Source organism: Acidovorax sp. FHTAMBA (genome assembly GCF_038958875.1).
Lineage (GTDB): Bacteria > Pseudomonadota > Gammaproteobacteria > Burkholderiales > Burkholderiaceae_C > Acidovorax.
In genome coordinates this window covers 37,886-60,788 of sequence record NZ_CP152407.1, presented here as the reverse complement: position 1 = coordinate 60,788, position 22,903 = coordinate 37,886, and the positions used below count along the sequence as shown (strand labels likewise).

The 22,903-nt window shown below is 65.9% G+C and carries 19 protein-coding genes; 14 read left to right on the top strand and 5 right to left on the bottom strand.

Annotated features, from left to right (window positions below):
- Window positions 1-66 precede the first annotated feature (66 nt).
- From secD to AAFF19_RS00260, 3 genes are read left to right on the top strand one after another with little or no spacing between them, the layout of a single operon-like run.
- Window positions 67-1,956, top strand: a complete 1,890-nt coding sequence (secD, locus tag AAFF19_RS00270; protein WP_008903864.1) for a protein translocase subunit SecD — start codon at window positions 67-69, stop codon at window positions 1,954-1,956.
- 15 nt (window positions 1,957-1,971) lie between these two features.
- Window positions 1,972-2,922, top strand: a complete 951-nt coding sequence (gene secF, locus AAFF19_RS00265) for a protein translocase subunit SecF (protein WP_342721023.1) — start codon at window positions 1,972-1,974, stop codon at window positions 2,920-2,922.
- Window positions 2,923-2,939: 17 nt separating this feature from the next.
- Window positions 2,940-5,312, top strand: coding sequence for a DUF1631 domain-containing protein (locus tag AAFF19_RS00260; protein WP_342721022.1), 2,373 nt, complete (start codon window positions 2,940-2,942; stop codon window positions 5,310-5,312).
- A gap of 80 nt (window positions 5,313-5,392) precedes the next feature.
- Here the strand turns inward: AAFF19_RS00260 and dprA are convergent, their stop codons facing one another.
- Window positions 5,393-6,580 (bottom strand): DNA-processing protein DprA, encoded by a 1,188-nt coding sequence (gene dprA / locus AAFF19_RS00255; protein WP_342721021.1) that lies wholly within the window; start codon window positions 6,578-6,580, stop codon window positions 5,393-5,395.
- Window positions 6,581-6,668: 88 nt separating this feature from the next.
- Window positions 6,669-7,883, bottom strand: a complete 1,215-nt coding sequence (locus AAFF19_RS00250; RefSeq protein ID WP_342721020.1) for a LysM peptidoglycan-binding domain-containing protein — start codon at window positions 7,881-7,883, stop codon at window positions 6,669-6,671.
- A gap of 198 nt (window positions 7,884-8,081) precedes the next feature.
- Here AAFF19_RS00250 and def point away from each other — a divergent pair, with 198 nt between their 5' ends.
- The 9 genes from def (at window position 8,082) to pyrF (ending at window position 15,030) form a co-directional block, all read left to right on the top strand.
- Window positions 8,082-8,600 carry a peptide deformylase gene (def, locus tag AAFF19_RS00245; protein WP_342721019.1) on the top strand — a complete coding sequence of 173 codons (519 nt, stop codon included), beginning with the start codon at window positions 8,082-8,084 and terminating at the stop codon, window positions 8,598-8,600.
- Complete coding sequence (locus tag AAFF19_RS00240; RefSeq protein WP_342721018.1) at window positions 8,597-9,118, top strand: hypothetical protein; 522 nt, start codon at window positions 8,597-8,599, stop codon at window positions 9,116-9,118. The genes def and AAFF19_RS00240 overlap by 4 nt, the downstream gene beginning before the upstream one ends.
- 37 nt (window positions 9,119-9,155) lie before the next feature.
- Window positions 9,156-10,145 carry a methionyl-tRNA formyltransferase gene (gene fmt, locus AAFF19_RS00235; RefSeq protein ID WP_342721801.1) on the top strand — a complete coding sequence of 330 codons (990 nt, stop codon included), beginning with the start codon at window positions 9,156-9,158 and terminating at the stop codon, window positions 10,143-10,145.
- Window positions 10,142-10,966, top strand: coding sequence for an AzlC family ABC transporter permease (locus AAFF19_RS00230; protein ID WP_342721017.1), 825 nt, complete (start codon window positions 10,142-10,144; stop codon window positions 10,964-10,966). Before fmt ends, AAFF19_RS00230 begins: the two co-directional genes overlap by 4 nt.
- Window positions 10,963-11,298 carry an AzlD domain-containing protein gene (locus AAFF19_RS00225; protein WP_008903872.1) on the top strand — a complete coding sequence of 112 codons (336 nt, stop codon included), beginning with the start codon at window positions 10,963-10,965 and terminating at the stop codon, window positions 11,296-11,298. Before AAFF19_RS00230 ends, AAFF19_RS00225 begins: the two co-directional genes overlap by 4 nt.
- 83 nt (window positions 11,299-11,381) lie before the next feature.
- On the top strand, window positions 11,382-12,581 hold the full coding sequence (locus tag AAFF19_RS00220; protein ID WP_342721016.1) for a phosphoglycerate kinase: 1,200 nt from the start codon (window positions 11,382-11,384) through the stop codon (window positions 12,579-12,581).
- A 210-nt stretch (window positions 12,582-12,791) separates the two neighbouring features.
- A complete protein-coding gene (locus AAFF19_RS00215) occupies window positions 12,792-13,481 on the top strand; it encodes a hypothetical protein (RefSeq protein ID WP_342721015.1) in 690 nt (229 codons plus the stop codon).
- Entirely contained in the window at window positions 13,478-14,035 is a 558-nt protein-coding gene (locus tag AAFF19_RS00210) for a FlgO family outer membrane protein (RefSeq protein ID WP_008903875.1), read from the top strand. Before AAFF19_RS00215 ends, AAFF19_RS00210 begins: the two co-directional genes overlap by 4 nt.
- A gap of 167 nt (window positions 14,036-14,202) precedes the next feature.
- Window positions 14,203-15,030 (top strand): orotidine-5'-phosphate decarboxylase, encoded by an 828-nt coding sequence (pyrF, locus tag AAFF19_RS00205; RefSeq protein WP_008903876.1) that lies wholly within the window; start codon window positions 14,203-14,205, stop codon window positions 15,028-15,030.
- Window positions 15,031-15,122: 92 nt separating this feature from the next.
- On the opposite strand, the gene AAFF19_RS00200 is transcribed toward pyrF, so the two are convergent.
- Both AAFF19_RS00200 and AAFF19_RS00195 read right to left on the bottom strand, forming a co-directional pair.
- The gene (locus tag AAFF19_RS00200; protein ID WP_342721014.1) at window positions 15,123-16,088 is read right to left on the bottom strand and encodes an EamA family transporter; all 966 of its coding nucleotides are present in this window, start codon (window positions 16,086-16,088) and stop codon (window positions 15,123-15,125) included.
- Window positions 16,085-16,525, bottom strand: coding sequence for a hotdog domain-containing protein (locus AAFF19_RS00195; protein ID WP_008903878.1), 441 nt, complete (start codon window positions 16,523-16,525; stop codon window positions 16,085-16,087). Before AAFF19_RS00195 ends, AAFF19_RS00200 begins: the two co-directional genes overlap by 4 nt.
- Window positions 16,526-16,774: 249 nt before the next feature.
- Here AAFF19_RS00195 and AAFF19_RS00190 point away from each other — a divergent pair, with 249 nt between their 5' ends.
- Both AAFF19_RS00190 and AAFF19_RS00185 read left to right on the top strand, forming a co-directional pair.
- The gene (locus AAFF19_RS00190) at window positions 16,775-18,751 is read left to right on the top strand and encodes a methyl-accepting chemotaxis protein (protein WP_182120642.1); all 1,977 of its coding nucleotides are present in this window, start codon (window positions 16,775-16,777) and stop codon (window positions 18,749-18,751) included.
- Window positions 18,752-18,811: 60 nt separating this feature from the next.
- The gene (locus tag AAFF19_RS00185; protein WP_182120643.1) at window positions 18,812-19,774 is read left to right on the top strand and encodes an alpha/beta hydrolase; all 963 of its coding nucleotides are present in this window, start codon (window positions 18,812-18,814) and stop codon (window positions 19,772-19,774) included.
- A 65-nt stretch (window positions 19,775-19,839) separates the two neighbouring features.
- Here the strand turns inward: AAFF19_RS00185 and uvrA are convergent, their stop codons facing one another.
- A complete protein-coding gene (gene uvrA / locus AAFF19_RS00180) occupies window positions 19,840-22,887 on the bottom strand; it encodes an excinuclease ABC subunit UvrA (protein ID WP_182120644.1) in 3,048 nt (1,015 codons plus the stop codon).
- Window positions 22,888-22,903 lie beyond the last annotated feature (16 nt).

Genomic DNA, 22,903 nt, shown 5'->3' with positions numbered 1-22,903 from the left:
CCAATGGGGCGGCCGGCTTGCGAGCACGCCGCCCTTTGAAGCTTTCCGAGAGGTAAGAGCGCGATCATGAACCGATATCCGGTCTGGAAATACGCGATCCTGGTGATCGTGCTGCTGGTGGGGATCCTGTACACCTTGCCCAACTTCTTTGGCGAGGCGCCTGCGGTGCAGGTTTCGTCTGCCAAGGCCACCGTCAAGGTGGATGCCGCAGTGCAGCAGCGGGTGGAGGATGCGCTCAAGGCCGCGGGCGTCAACGCCGACTTTGTCGCGCTGGAAGGCGGCTCGGTGCGTGCGCGTTTTGATACGCCCGACACCCAGCTCAAGGCCAAGGACGCCATCCAGAAGGCCCTGGTGCCGGATGAGAGCGATCCCTCGTACGTGGTGGCGCTGAACCTGATCTCGCGCTCGCCCCTGTGGCTCAAAGCCCTGCACGCCAACCCGATGTACCTGGGGCTGGACCTGCGCGGCGGCGTGCACTTCATGCTGCAGGTGGACATGCAGGCCGCCCTGACCAAAAAGGCGGAGTCTTATGCCGGCGACCTGCGCACGGCGCTGCGCGACAAGAACATCCGCCATGGCGGCATCAGCCGTGACGGCCAGGCGGTGGACATCCGGGTGCGTGACGAAGCCATGCTGACGGCGGTGCGCAACCTCATCACCGACCAGTTTGCCGACCTGCAGACCACCAGCAGCCCCGAGGGCACCGAGTTCAAACTGCGCGCCACGATCAAGCCCGAGGCGACCCGCCAGGTGCAGGACCAGGCGCTCAAGCAGAACATGGTGACGCTGCACAACCGCATCAACGAACTGGGCGTGGCCGAGCCCGTGATCCAGCAGCAGGGCCTGGACCGCATCGTGGTCCAGCTGCCCGGCGTGCAGGACACCGCCCAGGCCAAGCGCATTCTGGGCCGCACCGCCACACTGGAAGTGCGCCTGGTGGACGAGGGCACCGAAGCCCGCGCCGCCGAGACGGGCCGTGGCCCGGTCCCGTTTGGCTCCGAGCGCTATCTGGAGCGTACCGGCCAGGCAGTCATCGTGAAGAAGCAGGTCATCCTGACCGGCGAGAACCTGACCGATGCGCAGCCAGGCTTTGACGGCCAGACGCAGGAACCCACCGTGAACCTCACGCTGGATGCCAAGGGCTCGCGCATCTTCCGCGACATCACGCGCGAGAACGTCGGCAAGCGCATGGCGATCATCCTGTTCGAAAAGGGCAAGGGCGAGGTGGTGACGGCGCCGGTGATCCGTACGGAAATCGCCGGAGGCCGCGTGCAGATCTCCGGCAGCATGACCACTGCAGAAGCCAACGACACTGCCTTGCTGCTGCGCGCCGGCTCGCTGGCCGCGCCGATGGAAATCATCGAGGAATTCACGATTGGCCCCAGCCTGGGTGCGGACAACATCGAGCGTGGCATCGACAGCGTTGTCTGGGGCATGGTGGCCATCGCGGCATTCATGTGCATCTACTATGCGCTTTTCGGCGTTTTCTCTACGGTGGCTTTGGCGGTCAACGTACTGTTGCTCATCTCCGTGCTGTCCATGCTTCAGGCCACGCTCACGCTGCCGGGCATTGCCGCCATGGCGCTGGCGTTGGGGGTTGCCATCGACTCGAACGTGCTGATCAACGAGCGCATTCGTGAAGAACTGCGCGCAGGCGTGTCGCCACAGGCGGCCATCCACACAGGCTATGAGCGCGCCTGGTCCACCATTCTGGATTCCAACGTCACGACGCTGATTGCCGGCCTGGCGCTGCTGGCCTTCGGCTCGGGCCCGGTGCGCGGTTTTGCCGTGGTGCACTGCATCGGCATTCTGACCAGCATGTTCTCTGCTGTGTTTTTCTCACGCGGGCTGGTGAACCTCTGGTACGGTCGCCAGAAGAAGCTCAAGACGGTGTCCATCGGTACCGTGTGGAGGCCTGAGGCCGATGCCACGGCCTTGACCTCAAAGAACCCCTAAACAAGGAACAAGAACATGGAGTTCTTTCGCATCAAAAAAGACATTCCGTTCATGAAGTACGCGTTGGTGCTCAACGCGATCTCCTTCATCACCTTTGCGCTGGCGGTCTTTTTCCTGATCACCCGGGGTCTTCACCTTTCCGTGGAGTTCACCGGCGGTACCGTGATGGAAGTGGCATACACCCAGACGGCCGATATCGGCAAGGTGCGTGAAACGGTGTCCGGGCTGGGTTACTCGGATGTCATCGTGCAAAACTTCGGCACGTCGCGGGACGTGATGATCCGCCTGCCCGTGCAAAAGGGTGTTACGTCGGCACAGCAGAGCGAACTGGTGCTGGAAGCCCTCCGGGCCGCGGATCCGGAAGTCACCCTGCGGCGCACCGAGTTCGTCGGCCCCCAGGTGGGCGAGGAACTGGTGCATGGCGGGCTGATGGCCCTGGGCATGGTGGTGCTGGGAATCGTGATCTACCTGGCCATGCGTTTTGAGTGGAAGTTCGGCGTTGCGGCGGTGATTGCCAACCTGCACGACGTGGTGATCATCCTGGGGTTTTTTGCCTTCTTCCAGTGGGAGTTCTCCCTGGCCGTGCTGGCGGGTGTGCTGGCGGTGCTGGGGTACTCGGTGAACGAATCGGTGGTGATCTTCGACCGGATCCGCGAGGCGTTCAGGAAGTACCGCAAGATGAACACTGCGGAGGTGATCGACCACGCCATCACCAGTACGATGAGCCGCACCATCATCACCCATGCCTCCACCGAGGCCATGGTGCTGTCGATGTTCTTCTTCGGTGGCCCCAGCCTCCACTACTTTGCGCTGGCGCTGACCATCGGCATCCTCTTCGGCATCTATTCGTCGGTGTTTGTGGCGGCCGCCATTGCCATGTGGCTGGGCGTCAAGCGCGAGGACCTTGTCAAGCCTGCCCGAAAAGATGGGGATCCGAACGATCCCCATGCCGGGGCCACCGTCTGAACCGCTAATATCGGGACATGCAGCCCACGCCCCCTTCTGTACCGCAGCGCCGCCTGGCCCGCCAGGCGCGCCAGCGGTTTGTAGAGGGCATATGCGCCGGGCTGCCGGACCTTGACAAGACCGTCCAGGATTTCCTGACGACGCTCATGACCCAGACGGGCACGGCCCGTGAAATGCAGTCGCGCCGCGACGCCTGGATGCTTTACCAGCAGCACCATGCCGCCTGGACCGAGCGCACCGGCAAAGCCTGGCGCGAGGCCCTGGCACCCCACATCAGCACCACGCGCGGTGCATTGGCAACCGGCGGTGCGGGCGCCCAGTTCGAGTTGCTGAGCGACGATGTGGTGGAAAACAAGATCCTTGCCTCCCGCATGGCCCTGACGGTGAGCGAACAGGTCAGCCCACAGTTCGACACGCTGCGCCAGCGCACGCAATCGCTGGAAGGGCAGGAGCTGGACAGCACCGACATCCTGCGTCCCGAAGCGGTATGCCTGTTCCTGGTGGAGCAGTGGGTGGAGGCGGGCTTGCCGCGCACCGATCTGCAGACCGTGGTGGACCCGCTGCAGCGGGAACTGGCCAACCTCCTCCAGAAGCAGTACCAGGCCGTCAACGTGTTTTATGTGGAGCAGGGCGTAACGCCCCAGGCGGACCTGAAATCGCGCGTACGGCGCACGGCCGGAGGGGCAGTCACCGGCAGTGGTGCCGGCAGCGAATCTGGCGCGGGCGGGCTGGCTTCCCAGGCCCTCGCCCAGACCCGCGAGGCCATGGCGGCCGCACGCGGGGGTATGCCGCCGCAGGGTGGTGGACGCCCCATGTACCCGAACCCGCCGCGGGTGCCGCCACCGGGCTACCCGCACCATGGCATGCCCACTGCATTCGCCACGGGCATGACCCCGCTGGCGCGCGCCCGCCAGCGTGCCCATGGGGTCATGGGGCAATTGCGCAGGCTGCTGACCCAGCCTGCCACCGGGTTCGACATGGTCAATGCCCCGCCGGCTTCGGCGGCGCTGGCCCATGCCCTCACCGCGCACCGTGTGCACGCGGACACCTACTACAGCGGCGTTGCCACGTTGATGGAAGACTACAGCCCTGCGGCCGTGGTGCAGTTGGCAGGCGTCGTGCGCGAACGCTCGACCGAACTCAAGAAAAAGGCCGCCACCGCCGGGGAAAAAGCCATCATCGAAGTGGTGGCGCTGATGTTCCAGAGCATCCTGGCGGAAGACCGCATCCCGCCCGCAGTGCGCGTGTGGTTTGCGCGGCTGCAGGTGCCGGTTCTGCGCGTGGCACTGGCAGAACCGGAGTTCTTCAGCAACCTCAACCACCCCGCGCGTCAGCTGATCGACCGCATGGGCGCATGTGTCATGGGTTTTGACGCCACCAGCATCAATGGCAGCGCGCTGGAAGCCGAAATCCGCCGTGTGGTGCAGGTGATCGAGCAGTATCCCGAAACCGGTCGCCGGGTGTTCCAGCTGGTGTATGACGAGTTCGAGAAATTCCTCGCCAAGTTCCTCACCGAGAAACAGGCCACGTCGCGCCTTGTCTCTGTGGCCCAGCAGGTGGAGCAGAAGGAGACACTGGCCATCCAGTACACGATCGAGCTTCGCACCATGCTGCGCGACATGCCGGTGCGGGACGAGATCCGGGAGTTTCTTTTCAAGACCTGGGCCGAGGTGCTGGCCATGTCGGCCGTGCGTGACGGCCCGCAGCATGCCGACACGATCTCGCTCAAGCGCACGGCCGCCGATCTGGTCTGGGCTGCCAGTGCCAAGCCCAACCGCAGCGATCGGGCGCAGGTCATTCAGAACCTTCCCAGCTTGCTGCAACGCCTTCGCCAGGGCCTGGTCCTGATGGGGGTCACCGGTGCGCCCCAGGATGCGCAGATCAAGGTGCTCACAGACACGTTGGCAGACGCGTTTCTCTCGAAAACGGCATCGATTCCGCAAGCCCACATTGATGCGATGGCCAAGCGGCTTGCCAATCTGGAGGACTTCATCGGCGATGCGGTCCTTGGCGACATGCCGCTCAATGCCGACAATATTGAAATGATGCTGGGCATTGATGCCTCGTCGATCCATGTGATTGCCGACAACGGTGCCCCGGTGGACGAAGCCATGGTGGTGTGGGCCCAGGAACTGCAGCCTGGCACCTGGTACACCCTTGATCACAACGGTGCTTCGGCCCAGGTGCAGTATGCGTGGCAGAGCCAGCGCAAACAGCTGCACCTGTTTGCTGCGGTCGATGGCAGCAGCTACCTGATCCAGTTGCGCAGGCTGGCGGCCTACCTGCAAGCCGGCTTGCTTGTGGCACAGGATGAGGAAGGGCTGACCCTGCGCGCCACGCGCGATGCCCTGGCCAAGCTGGATGCGAATCCCGAGCGCCTGCTCGACTAGGGAGCCGCCCGGGTCTGGCCGCCGAACGACCGGTTTGCTTTGGCAGCGTCTCTGCCTGACTGCAGGGAACCTTCGCCGTATCAGGCCCGCCCGAGTCGCTGGTACAGCCCTCCGGGCAAACGGGCCACGTGGCCGGCCAGTTCCAGCTCCAGCAGTTCAACCTGCAGCGACGCCGCATCGATACCCGTGCGGGCGACCAGCGCATCAACCCCCATCGGATCGAACCCGAGCGCCTGCAGCAGTGGCGTTTCCGGGGGGTGTTGTGCCGCACTACTACTGCTGTGGTGCGGCTGCGCGCCGTCGGCCGCGGAAGGCGCCAGCGGCGCTGGCGCAGGCGGCAGGCGCAGCTCCTCCAGCACGTCCTGTGCAGACTCCACCAGTTTGGCTCCTTGCCGGATGAGTGCGTGGCAACCCCGTGATTGGGGCGCATGGATGGAGCCGGGGATTGCAAACACTTCGCGGCCTTGTTCGGCGGCCATGCGGGCGGTGATCAGGGATCCGGACGCCAACGCCGCTTCCACCACAAGGGTGCCTTGGGAAAGACCGGAGATGATGCGATTGCGTTTGGGAAAGTTGCCCGCCAGTGGCGGTGTACCCAGAGGATATTCACTGACCAGCAGGCCGTGGCTGGCGATGCGGTGTGCGAGATCGAGGTTCTTGCGGGGATAGACGCGATCCAGCCCGGTGCCCACCACGGCAATGGTGTCGGGGCTGTCCTGCGACGAAACGTCGGCACCGCCTTCCAGTGCCCCCTCGTGCGCAGCAGCGTCCACGCCCAGAGCGAGCCCCGAGACGATGGTGAGTCCTGCCGAGCGCAGCGATCTTGCTAAAAGGCGCGCGCTCTCCGCGCCCTGAGCGGTGGGGTTGCGGCTTCCGACCACGGCGAGGCACCGTTGGCCAGAAAACGGGGCCTGCGCAACAAGCCGGGCAGGGCCCATGACATACATCAGCAGCGGTGGGTCCTCGGTGTCCAGCAGCGGCTGCGGGTACCGGGTGTCGCCGAGCGTGACCACTGCCCGGGCTGGTCCGGACGGCTCAGCACCCTCCAGCCACTGCCAGGTGGTGTCCACCAGGGTCTCCCATGCGGCGGGCTGGGCGCGCAGTGCGCGGGCCTGGAGCGGCGTGACGCATTCCTGCAGGGCGTGTTCACCTTGCAGGAAGATGGTCTGTGGCATCCCGAAACGTGCCAGCAGGCGGCGAGCGGCGCCATTCCCCACCCCCTCGGTCAGGCTCAGGCGCAGCCACGCTGCCAACTCATCGCGGTCCATCGTGGATTCAGCAGGTCAAGCCACAGGTTTTCGCGCCATGCACCGCACCGCGCGGTGCAAATTCAACGCTGCAGCTGGGACGACAGGTTCAATCCGGGTTCACCAGTCGGTCGCCCACGCGCACGCCGCTGCGAATCTCCAGCAGCAGGGCGTAAGACACGCGGTCAAAGGTACGAAACACCATCGCAGTACCGTTGCTTTCGCTAGGAAGTTTGATCACGGCTTTTGCGCTGTCCGTCGTGTCCTTGATGCGGTCACCCTTGGTGAGCAGCGAAAGCACGTGGCCGGGCTCGATGCCGTCCTGCGCGCCCATATTGATGGCAACAACCTGATTCTGTGCGGCGTAGGCCGCAGAGAAACTGCCATAGATGGATACGACCCGCGCTTCCACGTCGATGTGGGGTGCCCGGGGTGTATAGCTGGTAAAGACGCGGGCAGGTGCAGGCAGGATACGGTCGCCGGCACGGATTTCTTCCTTGGTGGCGGAGAGATCTACCGTGGCGGGGATGTATTCGGACACCACGCCACCCTTGCCATTGGGAATGTCCTCAAAAGACTCCCCGCGTACCAGTTCCGCCTTGCCGAGGTATTGCGCTTCATAGCCGAGAATTTCACCCGAGACAGGATCCTTGAGCGCCACGGCGTCACGGAAAACACGGAAGTAACGGGGTTCACCGGGCTCGGCGCGGACAGGCGCTGAGGCATCCCCTCGGACGTAGGCGCGGTCGCCGCTGGCCATCAGCACGCGCTCTTCGGTGGTGGCAACGATGCGGGGCGCGCGTTGCAGCACATCCGCATCCACCACCAGGGGCTCCACCAGGAACGGTTCGATCAGATGCGGCTTGAGGGTGGGGATGGCCGTGTTCGCCAGACTGTCGCTGCGCGTGCGGGGGGAGACGCGCACGGTCTGAGGCTCGGACGACTGCATGCCCGGGGGCGTGGTGCGCAGCCTTGCGTAGCTGCCGTCCTTGTCCAGATAAAGCGTCTGCCCTGGATAGATCAGGTGCGGGTTGGAAATTGTCTGGAGGTTCATGCCCCACAGTTCTGGCCAGCGCCAAGGGCGCTTGAGATAAATGCCGGAGATGCCCCACAGCGTATCGCCGCGTTGTACCGTGTAGGTGTCCGGTGCATTGGGCGCCAGCTCAGACAGGGGAATGCCGCGTTCGGACACCTGCTGCGCTGTTGCGCGCTGCCCGCTGGAGATGGGATAGTTCTGGGAATGGGCTGGTGAGACCAGCAACGCGCCAGCGATGATGGTGAGCGCGCCCAGGGCGGTTCGCCGCACGCTGGTAAAAGCTGACATGTTGTTCCTTTTTTCGTGCATTGGAAAACGCCCCCTCGCTGGCAACTCGGCGTGCGGAGCTCACGCGAACCGAGTAAATACGTTACAAACCTTCTTAGATTCTCTGCTCAAGCCCTTGATTCGGCAACGATTATTGGCTGGCGGCACGGCGGCCGGCCCTAAAAGTGGCGAAAATAGCGACATCTATTACCTGCTTCCATGGCAATCCTTCCCATTCTCTGTTACCCGGACCCCCGGCTCCACAAGGTCGCCCGCCCCGTCGAGGCGGTGGATGACCGCATTCGGGCGCTCGTTTCTGACATGTTGGCCACGATGTACGACGCGCACGGCATTGGCCTGGCTGCAACCCAGGTCGACGTGCACGAACGGCTGGTGGTGATCGATGTGTCCGAAGAACGCGACCAACCCCTTGTGCTGATCAATCCCGAACTCGTCTGGACCAGTGCCGAAAAGCACGTCAACGACGAGGGCTGCCTCTCCGTACCCGGCATTTACGACGGGGTGGAGCGTTTTGACGCCGTGCATGTGCGGGCGCTGGACGCCCAGGGGCAGTCCCGTGTTATCGAGGCCGACGGCCTGCTGGCGGTGTGCATCCAGCACGAGATGGACCACCTGAGGGGCAAGGTGTTTGTGGAATATCTCTCCCCCCTCAAGCGCAACCGCATCAAGACCAAGATGGTCAAGCAGCAGCAGCGCGAACGCGGAGCCCGCGCATGACGCGCCCCGCGATGCGGCATGCAGCGGCGGTGCTGGTGGCGGGCGCCGTGCTGGCCGGCTGCGCTGGCGGCGGCAGCCTCAACCTGGGCGCGGCCCGCATGCCGCAAGTAGGCGAAACCCGCGACGCTGTGCTGGCCCGCTGGGGCACGCCGCGCGGCCTGTATGACGTGCCGGACGGTGGCCGACGCCTGATCTATACCAACGAACCCGTTGCCAACCGCACCGACGTGTTTGACTTCGACGCCAATGACCGGCTGGTCCGCACCGAGCAGACACGCACGCGCGAGCGTTTCGAGGCTGCGGGCAAGGAAGGCTGGCACCGCGCCGAGGTGCAGCGTACCTTTGGGTTGCCCGCGGGCCGCGACCAGGTCGAGCGGGCCGAGCCTGCCCGCTGGGCCTATCGGTTCCTGGACAACCAATATCTGCGCGTGGCCGTCCTGCATTTTGGTACCGCTGGCGCCGTGGTGCGCACGGAAATCCTGGACGACACGGACCGCAGCGATGGCCGCTATCGCTGACGCCGAGGGCGCCGCTGCCAGCGGCGGCCGTGGCCGCTTGCGCGTCGCATTTGCCGGAACCCCCGAATTTGCCCGTGTGGCGCTGCGCGACCTGCTGGTCGCAGGCTTTGACGTACCCCTTGTACTGACGCAGCCCGACCGCCCAGCCGGCCGCGGCATGAAGTTGCAGGCGTCGCCGGTCAAGCAGCTGGCCCAGGAGCATGCGATTTCCGTTGTCCAGCCACGGAGCCTGCGTCTGGATGGCAAATACCCCCAAGACGCTGCAGCGGCGCGTGAAGCGCTTGTGGCTGCGGAGGCCGATGTGATGGTCGTGGCCGCTTATGGGCTGATCTTGCCGCAGTGGGTGCTGGACCTGCCGGCCAGAGGGTGTCTGAACATCCACGCCAGCTTGCTGCCGCGCTGGCGCGGTGCGGCGCCGATCCACCGCGCCATCGAGGCCGGCGATCCGGAAACCGGCGTCACCATCATGCAGATGGACGCGGGCCTGGACACAGGCGCCATGCTCCTGATGGAGCGGCTGGTCATTTCGCCCGCAGATACCACCGCCTCATTGCACGACCGGCTGGCCGCGCTGGGGGGGCGGCTGATTGTGGAAGCGCTGGAGCTGGCCGCCTGCGGCGGACTCACCCCCGTGCCGCAACCGGCCGAAGGCATTACCTATGCGCACAAGATCGAAAAAGTGGAAAGCACCATTGACTGGTCGATGCCTGCCACGGCCATCGCCCGGCGCATCCGGGCGTTCGATCCCTTCCCTGGGGCCAGCACCGACTGCGGCGGCGAAACCATCAAGGTGTGGGGGTGCGAAATTGATAGCGAACTATCCAATACAGACAAGCGCTACGGCCGTATTTTGTCTGTAAGCAGTCGGGGCGTGACCGTCGCTTGCGGCGTGGGGGCGTTGCACCTGACAACCTTGCAGCGCGCCGGTGGCAAACGGTTGGCCGCGGCGGAATTTTTGCGGGGCTTTGATCTGCAGCCTGGTGTGGAGCTGGGCACTGCAGCATCCCGCGCAAAGACGTCGGCATGAGCCGCAGGGCCGCTGTCAGCAGCACGCTGCGCCACCCCGATTTCCGTCTGGCCGCCACGGACATGGCCGGCACCTCGCTGGGTATTGCTGCCTGGGGTCTGGTCACCGGTGTGGCCATGGTCAAGAGCGGAATGCCGGTGGGCATGGCGCTTTTCATGTCGCTGGTGGTGTACGCGGGCAGTGCCCAGCTGGCGGTAATTCCGCTGATGGCGGTGGGGGCGCCGCTGTGGGTCATCTGGCTGACAGCCAGTTGTGTGAACCTGCGCTTTGTGATTTTCAGCAGCATGTGGCGCAGCTACTTTGCGCATTTGCCGCTGCGCCAGCGTCTGGCAGTGGGCTATTTCAGTGGCGATGTGATCTATGTCGCCTTCATGAAGCGCTTCCCTGAGCCCCGCCCTCAGCCCGAGCAGGTGCCGTACTTCTGGGGCGCTGCCAGCACCAACTGGCTGGCCTGGCAGGTGCCGTCGATTGCCGGAATCCTGCTGGCCAACGCCGTCCCCTTGTCGTGGGGACTGGGCTTTGCGGGGGTGCTGGCGTTGCTGGGCGTGCTCCTGTCACTGCTGTTTGATCGCGCGACATGGCTGGCCACCGGGGTGGCTGCCACAGCGGCCATTGCAGCGTTTGCATTGCCGCTCAAGCTCAACATCCTGGTCGCCATTGCGGCAGCGGTGGCAGCGGGCCTGTTGATGGAGGCGGCGGACCGCCGCCGCCACAAGCCTGCGCTGGTCCTGCTGCCGGCAGACAGCGTGCTGCCGCCCGAAGAGCGCGAGCAGGTGGAGGCGGGCGATGTGGTGCCGCTGCGCGAGGAGCGCCATCCATGAACGGCGCCTGGCTCGAATCCGCCATCGCCATCCTGGGCCTGGCCGTCATCACCGTGGTTTCGCGCTCGTTCTTCATGCTCCCGGAGCGTGAATTGCCCCTGCCAGACTGGCTCAAGCGTGGGCTCAAGTACGCGCCGCTGGCCGCCCTGACGGCCGTGATCGCGCCCGAGATCCTGATGACGCAGGGCGAGCTCATCGGCACCTTCATGGACGCGCGGATCCCCGCGGTCCTGTGCGCCACTGCGTATTACTTCTGGCGGCGCGGCATCCTGGGCACCATCGTCGTCGGCATGGCGGTGTACCTGCCGCTGCACATTGGCTGGGGCTGGTAGGGCGCTTCACCGCAGCGGGGACGCCCGGGGCGCCGCCTAAAATGGCGGCCCTGATTCACGAGCCTCTCCAGGAAGCCTTCCCCATGAACATCCTCCGCTTTTCCGATCTGTGCGCCCAGGGCAAGGCCCAAGGCCAGCGCGTTTTCATCCGTGCCGACCTGAACGTTCCCCAGGACGATGCCGGCCGCATCACCGAAGACACCCGCATCCGCGCATCGATCCCCTGCATCCGCATGGCGCTGGATGCCGGAGCGGCCGTCATGGTGACCAGCCACCTGGGCCGCCCGACCGAAGGCGAGTTCAAGCCCGAAGACTCGCTGGCCCCCGTGGCCGCACGCCTGGCCGAGCTGCTGGGCCGTGATGTTCCCCTAGTCGCAAACTGGGTCGATGGCGTGACGGTTGCCCCTGGTCAGGTCGTGCTGCTGGAGAACTGCCGCCTGAACGTGGGCGAGAAAAAGAACAAGGAAGACCTGGCCCGCAAGATGGCCGCCCTGTGCGACATCTTCGTGAACGATGCCTTTGGCACCGCCCACCGTGCCGAAGGCACAACCTATGGCATTGCGCAGTTCGCCCCCATCGCATGTGCCGGCCCGCTGCTGTCGGCCGAGATCGACGCACTGACCAAGGCCCTGGCCCATCCCCAGCGGCCGCTGGCGGCCATCGTGGCAGGCTCCAAGGTGTCGACCAAGCTCACCATCTTGAAGAGCCTGGCCGACAAGGTGGACCAGCTCATTGTGGGCGGCGGCATCGCCAACACCTTCATGCTGGCCGCCGGCCTGCCCATCGGCAAGAGCCTGGCCGAGCCGGACCTGCTGGATGAAGCCCGCTCCGTGATCGCTGCCATGAAGGCGCGCGGCGCCGAGGTGCCGATCCCCACCGACGTGGTCACCGCCAAGGCGTTTTCCGCGGACGCGCCCGCCACCGTCAAGGCGGCCACGGACGTGGCCGAGGACGACCTGATCCTGGACATCGGCCCGGAAACCGCGGCCCGGCTCGCCACCCAGCTCAAGTCCGCGGGCACCATCGTCTGGAACGGCCCAGTGGGCGTGTTTGAATTTGCGGCGTTTGAAAACGGCACCCGCGAACTGGCCAAGGCGATTGCCGAATCCCCTGCCTTCAGCATTGCGGGCGGTGGCGACACGCTGGCCGCCATCGCCAAGTACGGCATCGAGAAGCAGGTGGGATATATCTCTACCGGCGGCGGCGCTTTTCTGGAAGTGCTTGAAGGCAAAACGCTTCCTGCCTTCGAGATACTGGAAAAACGATCCGTTACTGAAAAGTGAAGACGGTTACGAAACCGCGTGCAATCAAATGCGCCAGTGTCGTAAGCGGCCGCGCCAAACTGTGACCAAAAACAACGAATCGCGAGTGTCTGGGCGCAGTTACCTCATTTTTTTCTTGTTTTTGTTGAGTATCGCGCCCAGAATTATTTTTCAATCGCGTGGGATGTATCCGTTTATGTCCGCGCCTCTCAAAGTCCGTAGGAGGGAATCATGAAATTTTCAAAGTCAGTCAGCTTGGCGGTGATCGCTGGCGCTGTGGCTACTTTGGCGGGATGTGCTTATCGTTCGCCGATTCCCCTAGCGGAGAATTTTGAGCTGACCGTGCAACCCAAGGTGCGCTCTGCAGGCCACTGGGAACTCGTCTCCAACGACGTGGTGGCCCAGACGCTGAGCACGCTGGACAAGGCTGGCATGCCCTCGGGCACACAGCTGCACGTCGCGTTGCCCCCCAATCCCAGCGCTTTTGACCTCGCGTTCCGCGATTTCCTGATCACCAAGCTCGTGCAAAACGGTGCCCCCGTGCTGCAGGATCCTGGTCAGACGCTCAATGTGACCTACAACACGCAGCTGGTTCGTCACAACAGCGCGCGCCCCCATTTCATTCCCGGCCAGTTCACGATGATCGCAGCAGGCCTGATGGCGGCCTACGGTCTGCGCCATGAGCACCTGGATGCCCAGTTGCTGGCCACGTTGGGCCTCGCCTCGTTGGCCGACTACGGTGCCAGCATCAACTCGGGTGGCCCGACCAACACCGAGCTGATCCTGACCACGACCGTGACCCGCGGCGGCCAGTATGTGGCGCGCAAGACCGATGTGTACTACCTGGAGAATGCGGATACGCCGCTGTTCCTGCGTCCCTCGTACTACAAGAACGTCAACATGAAGGTAGTTTCGCAATGAAATCCGCAGCACTCCTGACCACGTTGGCCGCAGCAGCCTTGCTGGCCGGTTGCGCCACCAACGGCGCGCCTGTCCGCACAGAGCCCACCTACCAGGAAGCCGCGAGCAGCCAGTTTCTGACCAGCAGCCGCGACGCGGTGAACAAGCTGACGACAGGCTTTGATGTCGCCGCAGCGGGCGGTGGCCCGGTGCTTGTTGCCACGATCGTCAACGTGAACGATCTGAGCCGCTCGGCCCCCCTGGGTCGCACGCTGTCGGAGCAGTACGCGTCACACATGGCCACCAGCGGTTTCAACGTGAAGGAAATCAAGCTGCGCGGCGACGTGTTTGTGCGTGAAGGTACGGGGGAGCTGCTCCTGTCCCGCGAACTCAAGGACATTGCACGCAACCACAATGCCTCGATGGTGCTGGTGGGAACGTATTCGGCCGCTGCCAACTACACCTACGTGAGCCTCAAGCTTGTGCGCACCGAGGACACACGCATCATCCGTGGTTACGACTACGCACTTCCCAATGACCGGGATGTGCAGCGCCTGCTGGCTGTTCAGCGTTAATCCGGGGCATAAGGGGCGAGCCAGCTTTGCCCCTGCGCATCAAATAGAAAGAAAAGGCCGTTTCGACGGCCTTTTTCAATGGCTGCGGCGAATGCTTCACGGTCGCGGCCCGCTGGCCAGGCCGGCTGTCTGCGGCGGCCGGTGCCGACGCACCTAAAATCGCCGCCATGACTTTCACCGACATGCTGCGCGACGCCACGGCGCAAAACAACTCCCTGCTGTGCGTGGGCCTAGACCCGGAGCCCACGCGCTTCCCGGCGGGGATGCAGGGCGATGCGCACAAGATCTACGATTTTTGCGCTGCCATCGTGGACGCCACAGCCGACCTGGTGTGTGCCTTCAAGCCGCAGATCGCCTACTTTGCTGCCCACGGCGCCGAAGACCAGCTCGAGCGCCTGATGCAGCACATGCGCGCCAACGCACCGCACGTGCCGGTGATCCTGGATGCCAAGCGTGGCGACATCGGCTCCACGGCCGAGCAATACGCCAAGGAGGCCTTCGAGCGCTACGGCGCTGACGCGGTCACGCTGTCGCCCTTCATGGGTTTTGACTCCATCGAGCCCTACCTGGCCTACCACGGCAAGGGCGCTTTTCTGCTGTGCCGCACCTCCAACCCGGGCGGCGACGACCTGCAGACCCAGCGCCTGGCCAGCGTTGACGGCCAGCCGCTGATGTTCGAACACGTGGCGCGCCTGGCGCAAGGCCCGTGGAACAAGAACGGCCAGCTGGGCCTGGTGGTGGGTGCCACCTACCCGCAGGAGATCGAACGCGTGCGCAGCATTGCGCCCACGTTGCCGCTCCTGATCCCCGGTGTAGGCGCCCAGGGCGGCGATGCTGCGGCCACCGTGCGCGCCGGGCTGCGCGAAGGCGGGCCCATCATCGTGAACTCGTCGCGGTCCATCCTGTATGCATCCAAGGGCGATGACTTTGCAGCCGCTGCCCGCACCGAGGCCCAGCGCACCCGCGCCGTGCTCGAAGCGGCCCGCCCGCGCTAGCAGCCGCAGCTTCTGGACGGGGGTGCGCTTCGCACAGCGCAGTTCGTCTTCAGTGAAATGCTATTAAAAATATAGCTTATCGCGCTTATCCATCAAGCGCTGGAGGCTATTTTGGCTTGTATTTTGGGCCCCAGCACCACGCAGGCCAGCGCCGCCACCACCAGCGCAATGCCTGCCCACTGCCAGGGCGCCACGCCTTCGCCCAGCACCAGCCAGCCCGTGGTCAGCCCCACCACCGGCACACCCAGGCTGAACGGCGCCACGCGGTTGGCGGGGTAGCGCTGCAGCAGGTTGGTCCACAGCCCATAACCGACGATGGTAGCGACCCAGCCCAGGTAGGCCACCGATCCCCAGGCGAGCAGGGGCACGTTCGCCAGCGTCTGCCATTGCAGCCAGCGTGCGGCGTCGGGGTCAAACATGGCGGACAGCGCCACAAACGGCAGCACCGGCACCGCGCTGCTCCAGATCACAAACGCCAGCGGGTCATACCCCGGGCTTTGCTGCTGTGCCAGGCGCGCCACGATGTTGGACGACGCCCACATGGCAGCACCGCACAGCGTCAGCAGCAGGCCGCCCACCGTGGTGGCGGCCGCCACACCCACGCCAGAGCCGGGGCCCACATAGTTCATGGCAAAGCACACCAGCCCCAGCGCCGCCAGCGCCAGGCCCCAGCGCAGGGGCGGACCGGGCCGCTCGCGCAGCATGGCAAAGCCAAACAGCGCGGTGAAGAACACCTGGGTCTGCAGCAGCACGCTGGCCAGCCCCGCCGTCATGCCCACCTGCAGGCCGATGAACAGAAAACCGAACTGCCCCACGCCCTGGAACAGCCCGAACATCAGCACCCAGCGCCAGTGCACACGCGGCGGGCGCACCAGCAGTACCAGTGGCAAGGCGGCGCACAGGTAGCGTGCGGCACCCAGCTGAAAGGGGCTGAAGCTGCGCAGCCCCCACTTCATGGCCACAAAGTTCACACCCCAGAGGATCACCACCGCCAGCGCGGCGAGCAGGTCGCGCGCACGCAGGGCGCCTGCGGCAGGCCCTTGCACCTGCGCTGTCATTGGGCGGCGCGCGCAGCGTCGATGTGCGCCTGCGCACGCTGGGCCAGCGCAATATCGCCAGGGGTCTCCGGTGTCCACCGGTCAATGTCGCGGGGAGCGCCGTCGGCGTCCACGGCGGTGTAGACCGCCACGCAATGCACCACATCCTGCAGCGGTTCGCCGTGGATGGCCGCGCTGCGCACCTCCACGGCCAGGTTCATGCTGGCGGCGGTGGTGTGGGTCAGGCGCGCATGCACTTCCACCAGGTCACCGGGCCGGATGGGGCGGACAAAGTCGGCGCCGCCCACGAACTCGGTGATGCACGCGCCTTTGCACCAGGCGCTGGCGCACGCATGGCCCGCATCGTCCACCCAGCGCAGCACGGCGCCGCCGGGCACCCGGCCCGCCTGCAAAAGGCTGCTGTCAGACGCCAGAAAGCGCAAGGTGATCGAGTGCATGCAGGGTGCTCCGGAAATGGGGTGGCCCATTATTCTCCAGCCCGCCCTGGCCTGCCATGGCACAGCAGACCGGCAGGGGTCGCTGCCCGCGGCCACCGCCCGATTGACCTGCGTCAAAACCCCACGGCCCACACCCGCCTACATTGCGTTACACCTCGCGCGGCGCCGGGCATTACCCGCTGGTGCCGCACGCCAGTCGGCGGCTGCCGACACCCCGCCCCTGGGGCCTTTCCTGTCCCGCCTGCTGCCATGTCATTGCTACACCGCCTGAATCTGCTGGAAAAATTCCTCATCCTGGGCACCCTCGGCCTCATGATGAGCGCGCTGCCCACGTACCTGTATGTGGGCGATGCGCTGCGCGCCATTGCGCATGCACGCCACGAGTCGCAGGGCGTGGCTCCCGCGCAGGCGTTGACGCACCTGGTGCAGCGCATGCAGGTGCATCGGGGCTTGTCGGTGGGCATGCTGGGTGGCGACGACGCGCTGGCCGCACGCAGGCCCGCTGCCCGCGATGCCGTGAACGCGGCCGTGGGCGAAGTCGGCACCCGCTTTGCCGCAGCCAAGGTACCGGCTGCCCAGATGGCCGCCTGGGCCCAGGCGCAGCAAACCTGGCGCACGCTGGAGCAGGCGGTGGCCGCGCGCGGCATCGAGCAGGCCCAGAGCACGGCCCAGCACACCCAGCTCATCACCGCGCTGCTGCAGCTCAATGAATCGCTGCTGCATGCCTATGGCCTGCAGGTGGACCCGGACGAAGACACCCACGCGCTGATCCAGGCATCGCTGGTGCAGGCGCCGATGCTGGGCGAAAAGCTGGGCATGCTGCGCGCCCAGGGCGCCAGTGCCCTGGGCAAGCGCGAGCTCACGCCCCAGGGCAAGGGCCAGCTGCTGGTGCTGGTGCAGCGCGTGGCCGAGCTGCAGGCCGACACCTTCCGCGGGCTTGACCGCGCCCTGCAGGGCAATGCCCAGCTGCAACGTGCGCTGGGCAGCAGTGCGCAGGGGGTGCAGAGCCAGATCCAGCAATCGCTGCAGATGGCCGAGCGCGATGTGATCAACGCGAGTGAGTTGACGCTTGCGTCCCAGGACTATTTCGACACCTTCACCCGCACCATTGAAGCGCTGAACGCGCTCAACAACCTGTCCATGGCCAGCCTCGACCAGGCCCTGCAGGCGCGCGTGGCGGGGCTGCAGCGCAAGCTGCTGTGGGTGGCGCTGGCCCTGGTCATCACGCTGTCGGCCACCAGCGGCATGGCGCTGGTGTTCGTGCGCTCCATGACCGGGCCGTTGTCACAGGCCGTGGCGCTGTCGCGTGCCGTGGCGCAGGGCGACCTGAGCGGCGCCCCCATTGCCCATGGCACCAACGAGGTGGGCCAACTGCTGGAAGCGCTACAGCAGATGCGCGCGCAACTCACGCAGGTGGTGCGCAACGTGCGCAGCGGCTCGGAGAGCGTGGCCACCGCCAGCGTGCAGATCGCCCAGGGCAACACCGACCTGTCGGCCCGCACCGAAAGCCAGGCCAGCGCGCTGGAAGAAACCGCCGCGTCGATGGAGCAGCTCAATGCCACCGTGCGCCAGAACGCCGACAGCGCCCAGCAGGCCAGCCAGCTGGCCGCCAGCGCCAGCACCGTGGCCGTGCAGGGCGGCGAAGTGGTGGCGCAGGTGGTGGACACCATGCACGGCATCAATGCCTCGTCGCAGAAGATCGCGGACATCATCGGCGTGATCGATTCCATCGCCTTCCAGACCAACATCCTGGCGCTCAATGCCGCCGTCGAAGCCGCGCGCGCTGGCGAGCAGGGCCGGGGCTTTGCCGTGGTGGCCACCGAGGTGCGCAGCCTGGCCGGGCGCAGCGCCGAAGCCGCGCGCGAGATCAAGGCGCTCATCTCCGCCAGTGTGGAGCGGGTGGAGCAGGGCAGCGCGCTGGTGGACCGCGCCGGCGCCACCATGAGCGAGGTGGTGGCCTCCATCCGCCGCGTGACCGATATCGTGGGCGAGATCAGTGCCGCCAGCCACGAGCAATCGCTGGGCGTGGCCCAGGTGGGCGAGGCCGTGACGCAGATGGACCAGGTCACGCAGCAGAACGCCGCCCTCGTCGAAGAGATGGCCGCCGCCGCCAGCAGCCTGCAAAGCCAGGCCGAAGACCTGGTGCATGTGGTCTCGGTGTTCCGGCTGGGGGACGAGGGTGCAGGGGGTGGCCCGGTCGCTGCACGCCCGCGTGCCTTGCTGTAAATTTGATAGCTGCTGGCGCTTGCTGTATAAGCGCTGAGTGCCATTTTCTCGTGAAAACCCATGCACCTTGCGTTCTGGCTACGTGCCACTGCTGCAGCCACCGCGCTGGTAGCCCTGGCTGTGCCGGTGGCGCTGGCGCAGGATGAAGCGCCCCCGCTGCGGCCCGGCCCCGCGGGACGGGCCGTGGATGGTGCTACCGCCGGGGCCCGGCGCCTGAGCGATGTGCCCTATGGCCTGGATCTGCGCCATCGCATGGACGTGTACGTGCCTGCAGGCGCCATGCCCGGCGCGGTGCCGCAGCCCCCGGGGCGTGGCGCGCCCGTCGTTTTCATGGTGCACGGCGGCGCATGGAGCCTGGGCGACAAGGCCCACGGCCGCGTGGTGCACGCGAAAGTGGGCCGATGGGTGCCGCGCGGGCTGGTGGTCATCTCGGTCAACTACCGGCTGGTGCCGGCCGTGAACGTGCTGCAGCAGGCGCACGACGTGGCCACGGCCCTGGCCACCGCGCAGCGCCATGCCGCGCAGTGGGGTGCAGACGCCTCACGCTTCATCCTGATGGGCCATTCGGCCGGTGCCCATCTGGTGGCACTGCTCAACGCCCACCCCGCGCTGGCTCACACCGCCGGGGCGCGCCCCTGGCTGGGTGCCGTGGCGCTGGACAGTGCCGCCCTCGATGTGCCCCGCGTGATGGCCGCGCGCCATCCGCCCCTGTACGACCGGGTGTTTGGCGACGACCCCGCCTTCTGGCGCGCGGCGTCGCCCAACCACGCGGTGCAGGGTAACCCGGCGCCTGCGCCGCCCTTCCTCCTCGTGTGCTCCACCCGGCGCACCGACGGCGCCTGCGCGCAGGCACAAGCCCTGGCAGATAGGGTGCACGCCCAGGGCGGCCGTGCCGAGGTGCTGCCCCAGCCCCTGTCCCACGGCGACATCAATGCCCGGCTGGGCGAGGAGGGCGACTACACCCGCGCGGTGGAACGGTTCATGGCGTCGCTCGACCCCGAAGTGGCGCGGCTACTGCGGTGAGGTGGCTGGGAGGCTATTATTTGTATAGCTAATGGCGCTTGTTGTGTAAGCGCTGGAGCCTGTTTTTATTCAAATTTCCGTTGCAGGTACGGCGCCAGATACCGCCCCGTGTGGCTGGCCGGGTTGGCCACCAGTTCCTCGGGCGTGCCCACGCCCACCACAGTGCCGCCGCCCGCGCCGCCCTCGGGGCCCATGTCGATGAGCCAGTCGGCGGTCTTGATCACGTCCAGGTTGTGCTCGATGATCACGATGGTGTTGCCCGCATCGCGCAGCTGGTGCAGCACCTTGAGCAGCAAATCAATGTCCGCAAAGTGCAGGCCGGTGGTGGGTTCGTCCAGGATGTAGAGCGTGCGGCCGGTGTCGCGCTTGCTCAGTTCCTGCGCCAGCTTCACGCGCTGCGCCTCGCCGCCCGAGAGCGTGGTTGCCGCCTGGCCCAGTCGGATGTACGACAGGCCCACATCCAGCAGCGTCTGCAGCTTGCGCGCTATTGATGGCACGTCCTTGAAGTACGCCGCCGCGTCTTCCACCGTCAGCTCCAGAATCTGCGCGATGTTCTTGCCCTTCCACTGCACTTCGAGCGTCTCGCGGTTGTAGCGCTGGCCGTGGCAGATGTCGCAGGGCACGTACACGTCGGGCAGGAAGTGCATCTCCACCTTCACCACGCCATCGCCCTGGCAGGCCTCGCAGCGGCCGCCACCGGAGGATTGCGACACGTTGAAGCTGAAGCGCCCGGGGCCGTAGCCGCGTTCCTTGGCGGTGTTGGTCTCGGCCATCAGCTCGCGGATGGGGGTGAACAGACCGGTGTAGGTGGCGGGGTTGCTGCGCGGCGTGCGGCCAATGGGGCTCTGGTCCACATTGATGACCTTGTCGAAATACTCGATGCCCACGATCTCTTCGTGTGCAGCGGGCTCCTCGTGCGCGCGGTGCACCTGCCGCGCCACGGCGGCATAGAGCGTGTCGTTGACCAGCGTGCTCTTGCCCGAGCCCGAGACACCCGTCACGCAGGTGAGCAGCCCCACCGGAAAGTCCACCGTCACGCCCTTCAGGTTGTTGCCCGTGGCGCCTGCCACGCGCAGCGCCTGCACGGCGCCCTGGCGCGCGTGGTGCTCGGCCATGCGCTCGGCGCGGCGCTTGCTGGCCTCAGTCTGTGGAAAGCGCGATTTGGTCTTGGCCTCCACCACGGGCGCGGGCTGGTCCAGCACCGGTAGCCAGGGCGTGCGGCGCCGGGGCACGGCAATCGTGCGTGTGCCCGACAGGTACTGGCCCGTGAGCGAATGGGCATTGGCGCGCACTTCGTCGTACGTGCCCTGCGCCATCACCCGCCCGCCGTGCACGCCCGCGCCGGGGCCCATGTCGATCACATGGTCGGCGGCGCGCATCATGTCTTCGTCGTGCTCGACCACGATCACGCTGTTGCCGATGTCGCGCAGGTGCTGCAGCGTGGCGATGAGCCGGTCGTTGTCGCGCTGGTGCAGGCCGATGCTGGGCTCGTCGAGCACATACATCACGCCCGTGAGGCCTGAGCCGATTTGGGAGGCCAGGCGAATGCGCTGTGCCTCGCCACCGCTGAGCGTCTCGGCGCTGCGGTCCAGGCTCAGGTAACTCAGGCCCACGTCGTTCAGGAACTGCAGGCGCGTGGCGATCTCGCGCACCACCTTGTCGGCGATCTCGGCCTTGGCGCCCGTGAGCTTCAAGTCGTTGAACCAGGTATGGGCGGTGTTCAGCGTGGCGTGGCTTACCTCAAAGATGGCGCGGGCCTGCTCGCCCTCGCCCAGCCGCACGTGGCGGGCTTCACGGCGCAGGCGCGTGCCGTGGCATTCGGGGCAGGGCTGCGTGCTGCGAAAGCGCGCCAGGTCCTCGCGCACCACCACCGAATCGGTCTCGCGGTAGCGCCGCGCCATGTTGGGGATGATGCCCTCGAACGGGTGCTTCTTGGTGTGCACCTTGCCCTTGGAGGCCCCGCTGTCCATGATGTAGTTGAAGGCGATTTCTTCATCGCCCGAGCCATGCAGGATGGCGTGCTGCACGGGGGCGGGCAGGGATTCAAACGGCGCCTCGATGTCAAAAGCGTAGTGTTTGGCCAGACTCTCGAGCATCGCAAAATAGTAGCCATTGCGCCGGTCCCAGCCCTTGATGGCGCCGCTGGCCAGACTGAGCGTGGGGAAGGCCACCACACGCGCCGGGTCAAACACCTCGCGCTGGCCAATGCCATCGCACGCCGGGCACGCGCCCATGGGCGAGTTGAAGGAGAACAGGCGCGGTTCCAGCTCGGCCAGTGAATAGCTGCACACCGGGCAGGCAAATTTGCTGCTGAACAGGTGCTCGTGGCCCGTGTCCATCTCCAGTGCCAGCACGCGGCCATTGCCGTCATGGCCACCCACGCGCAGGGCCGCTTCCATGCTCTCGGCCAGGCGCTGCTGCAGATCGGCACGTACCTTGATGCGGTCGATCACCACGTCAATGTCGTGCTTCTCGGTTTTCTTGAGGGCGGGCAGGCTCTCGTGCTCGTAGATCTGCCCGTCCACCCGAAAGCGGACGTAGCCCAGCGCCTGCATCTGCGCAAACAGCTCGGTGAACTCGCCCTTCTTCTCCCGCGCCACGGGGGCGAGGATCATGAGCTTGGTGTCCTCAGGCAGGGCCAGCACGGCGTCCACCATCTGGCTCACGGTCTGCGCCGCCAGCGGCAGGCCGTGGTCCGGGCAAAACGGTGTGCCCGCACGGGCGTAGAGCAGTCGCAGGTAGTCGTGGATTTCGGTCACCGTGCCCACGGTGGAGCGCGGGTTGTGGCTGGTGGCCTTCTGCTCGATGCTGATGGCGGGCGACAGGCCCTCGATCAGGTCCACATCGGGTTTGTCCAGCCGCCCCAAAAACTGCCGCGCATAGGCCGACAGGCTTTCCACATAGCGCCGCTGGCCCTCGGCATACAGCGTGTCGAACGCCAGGCTGGACTTGCCCGAGCCCGACAGCCCCGTGATCACCACCAGCTGGTTGCGCGGAATGTCCAGGTCGATGTTCTTGAGGTTGTGCGTGCGCGCGCCGCGGATGCTGATGCGCTGCTCGCGCAAGGCGCGGGCGAGGTAGGTGCCATCGGGGGAGGGAACGTTGTCGGGCATCGGCGGGGGCAAAAAA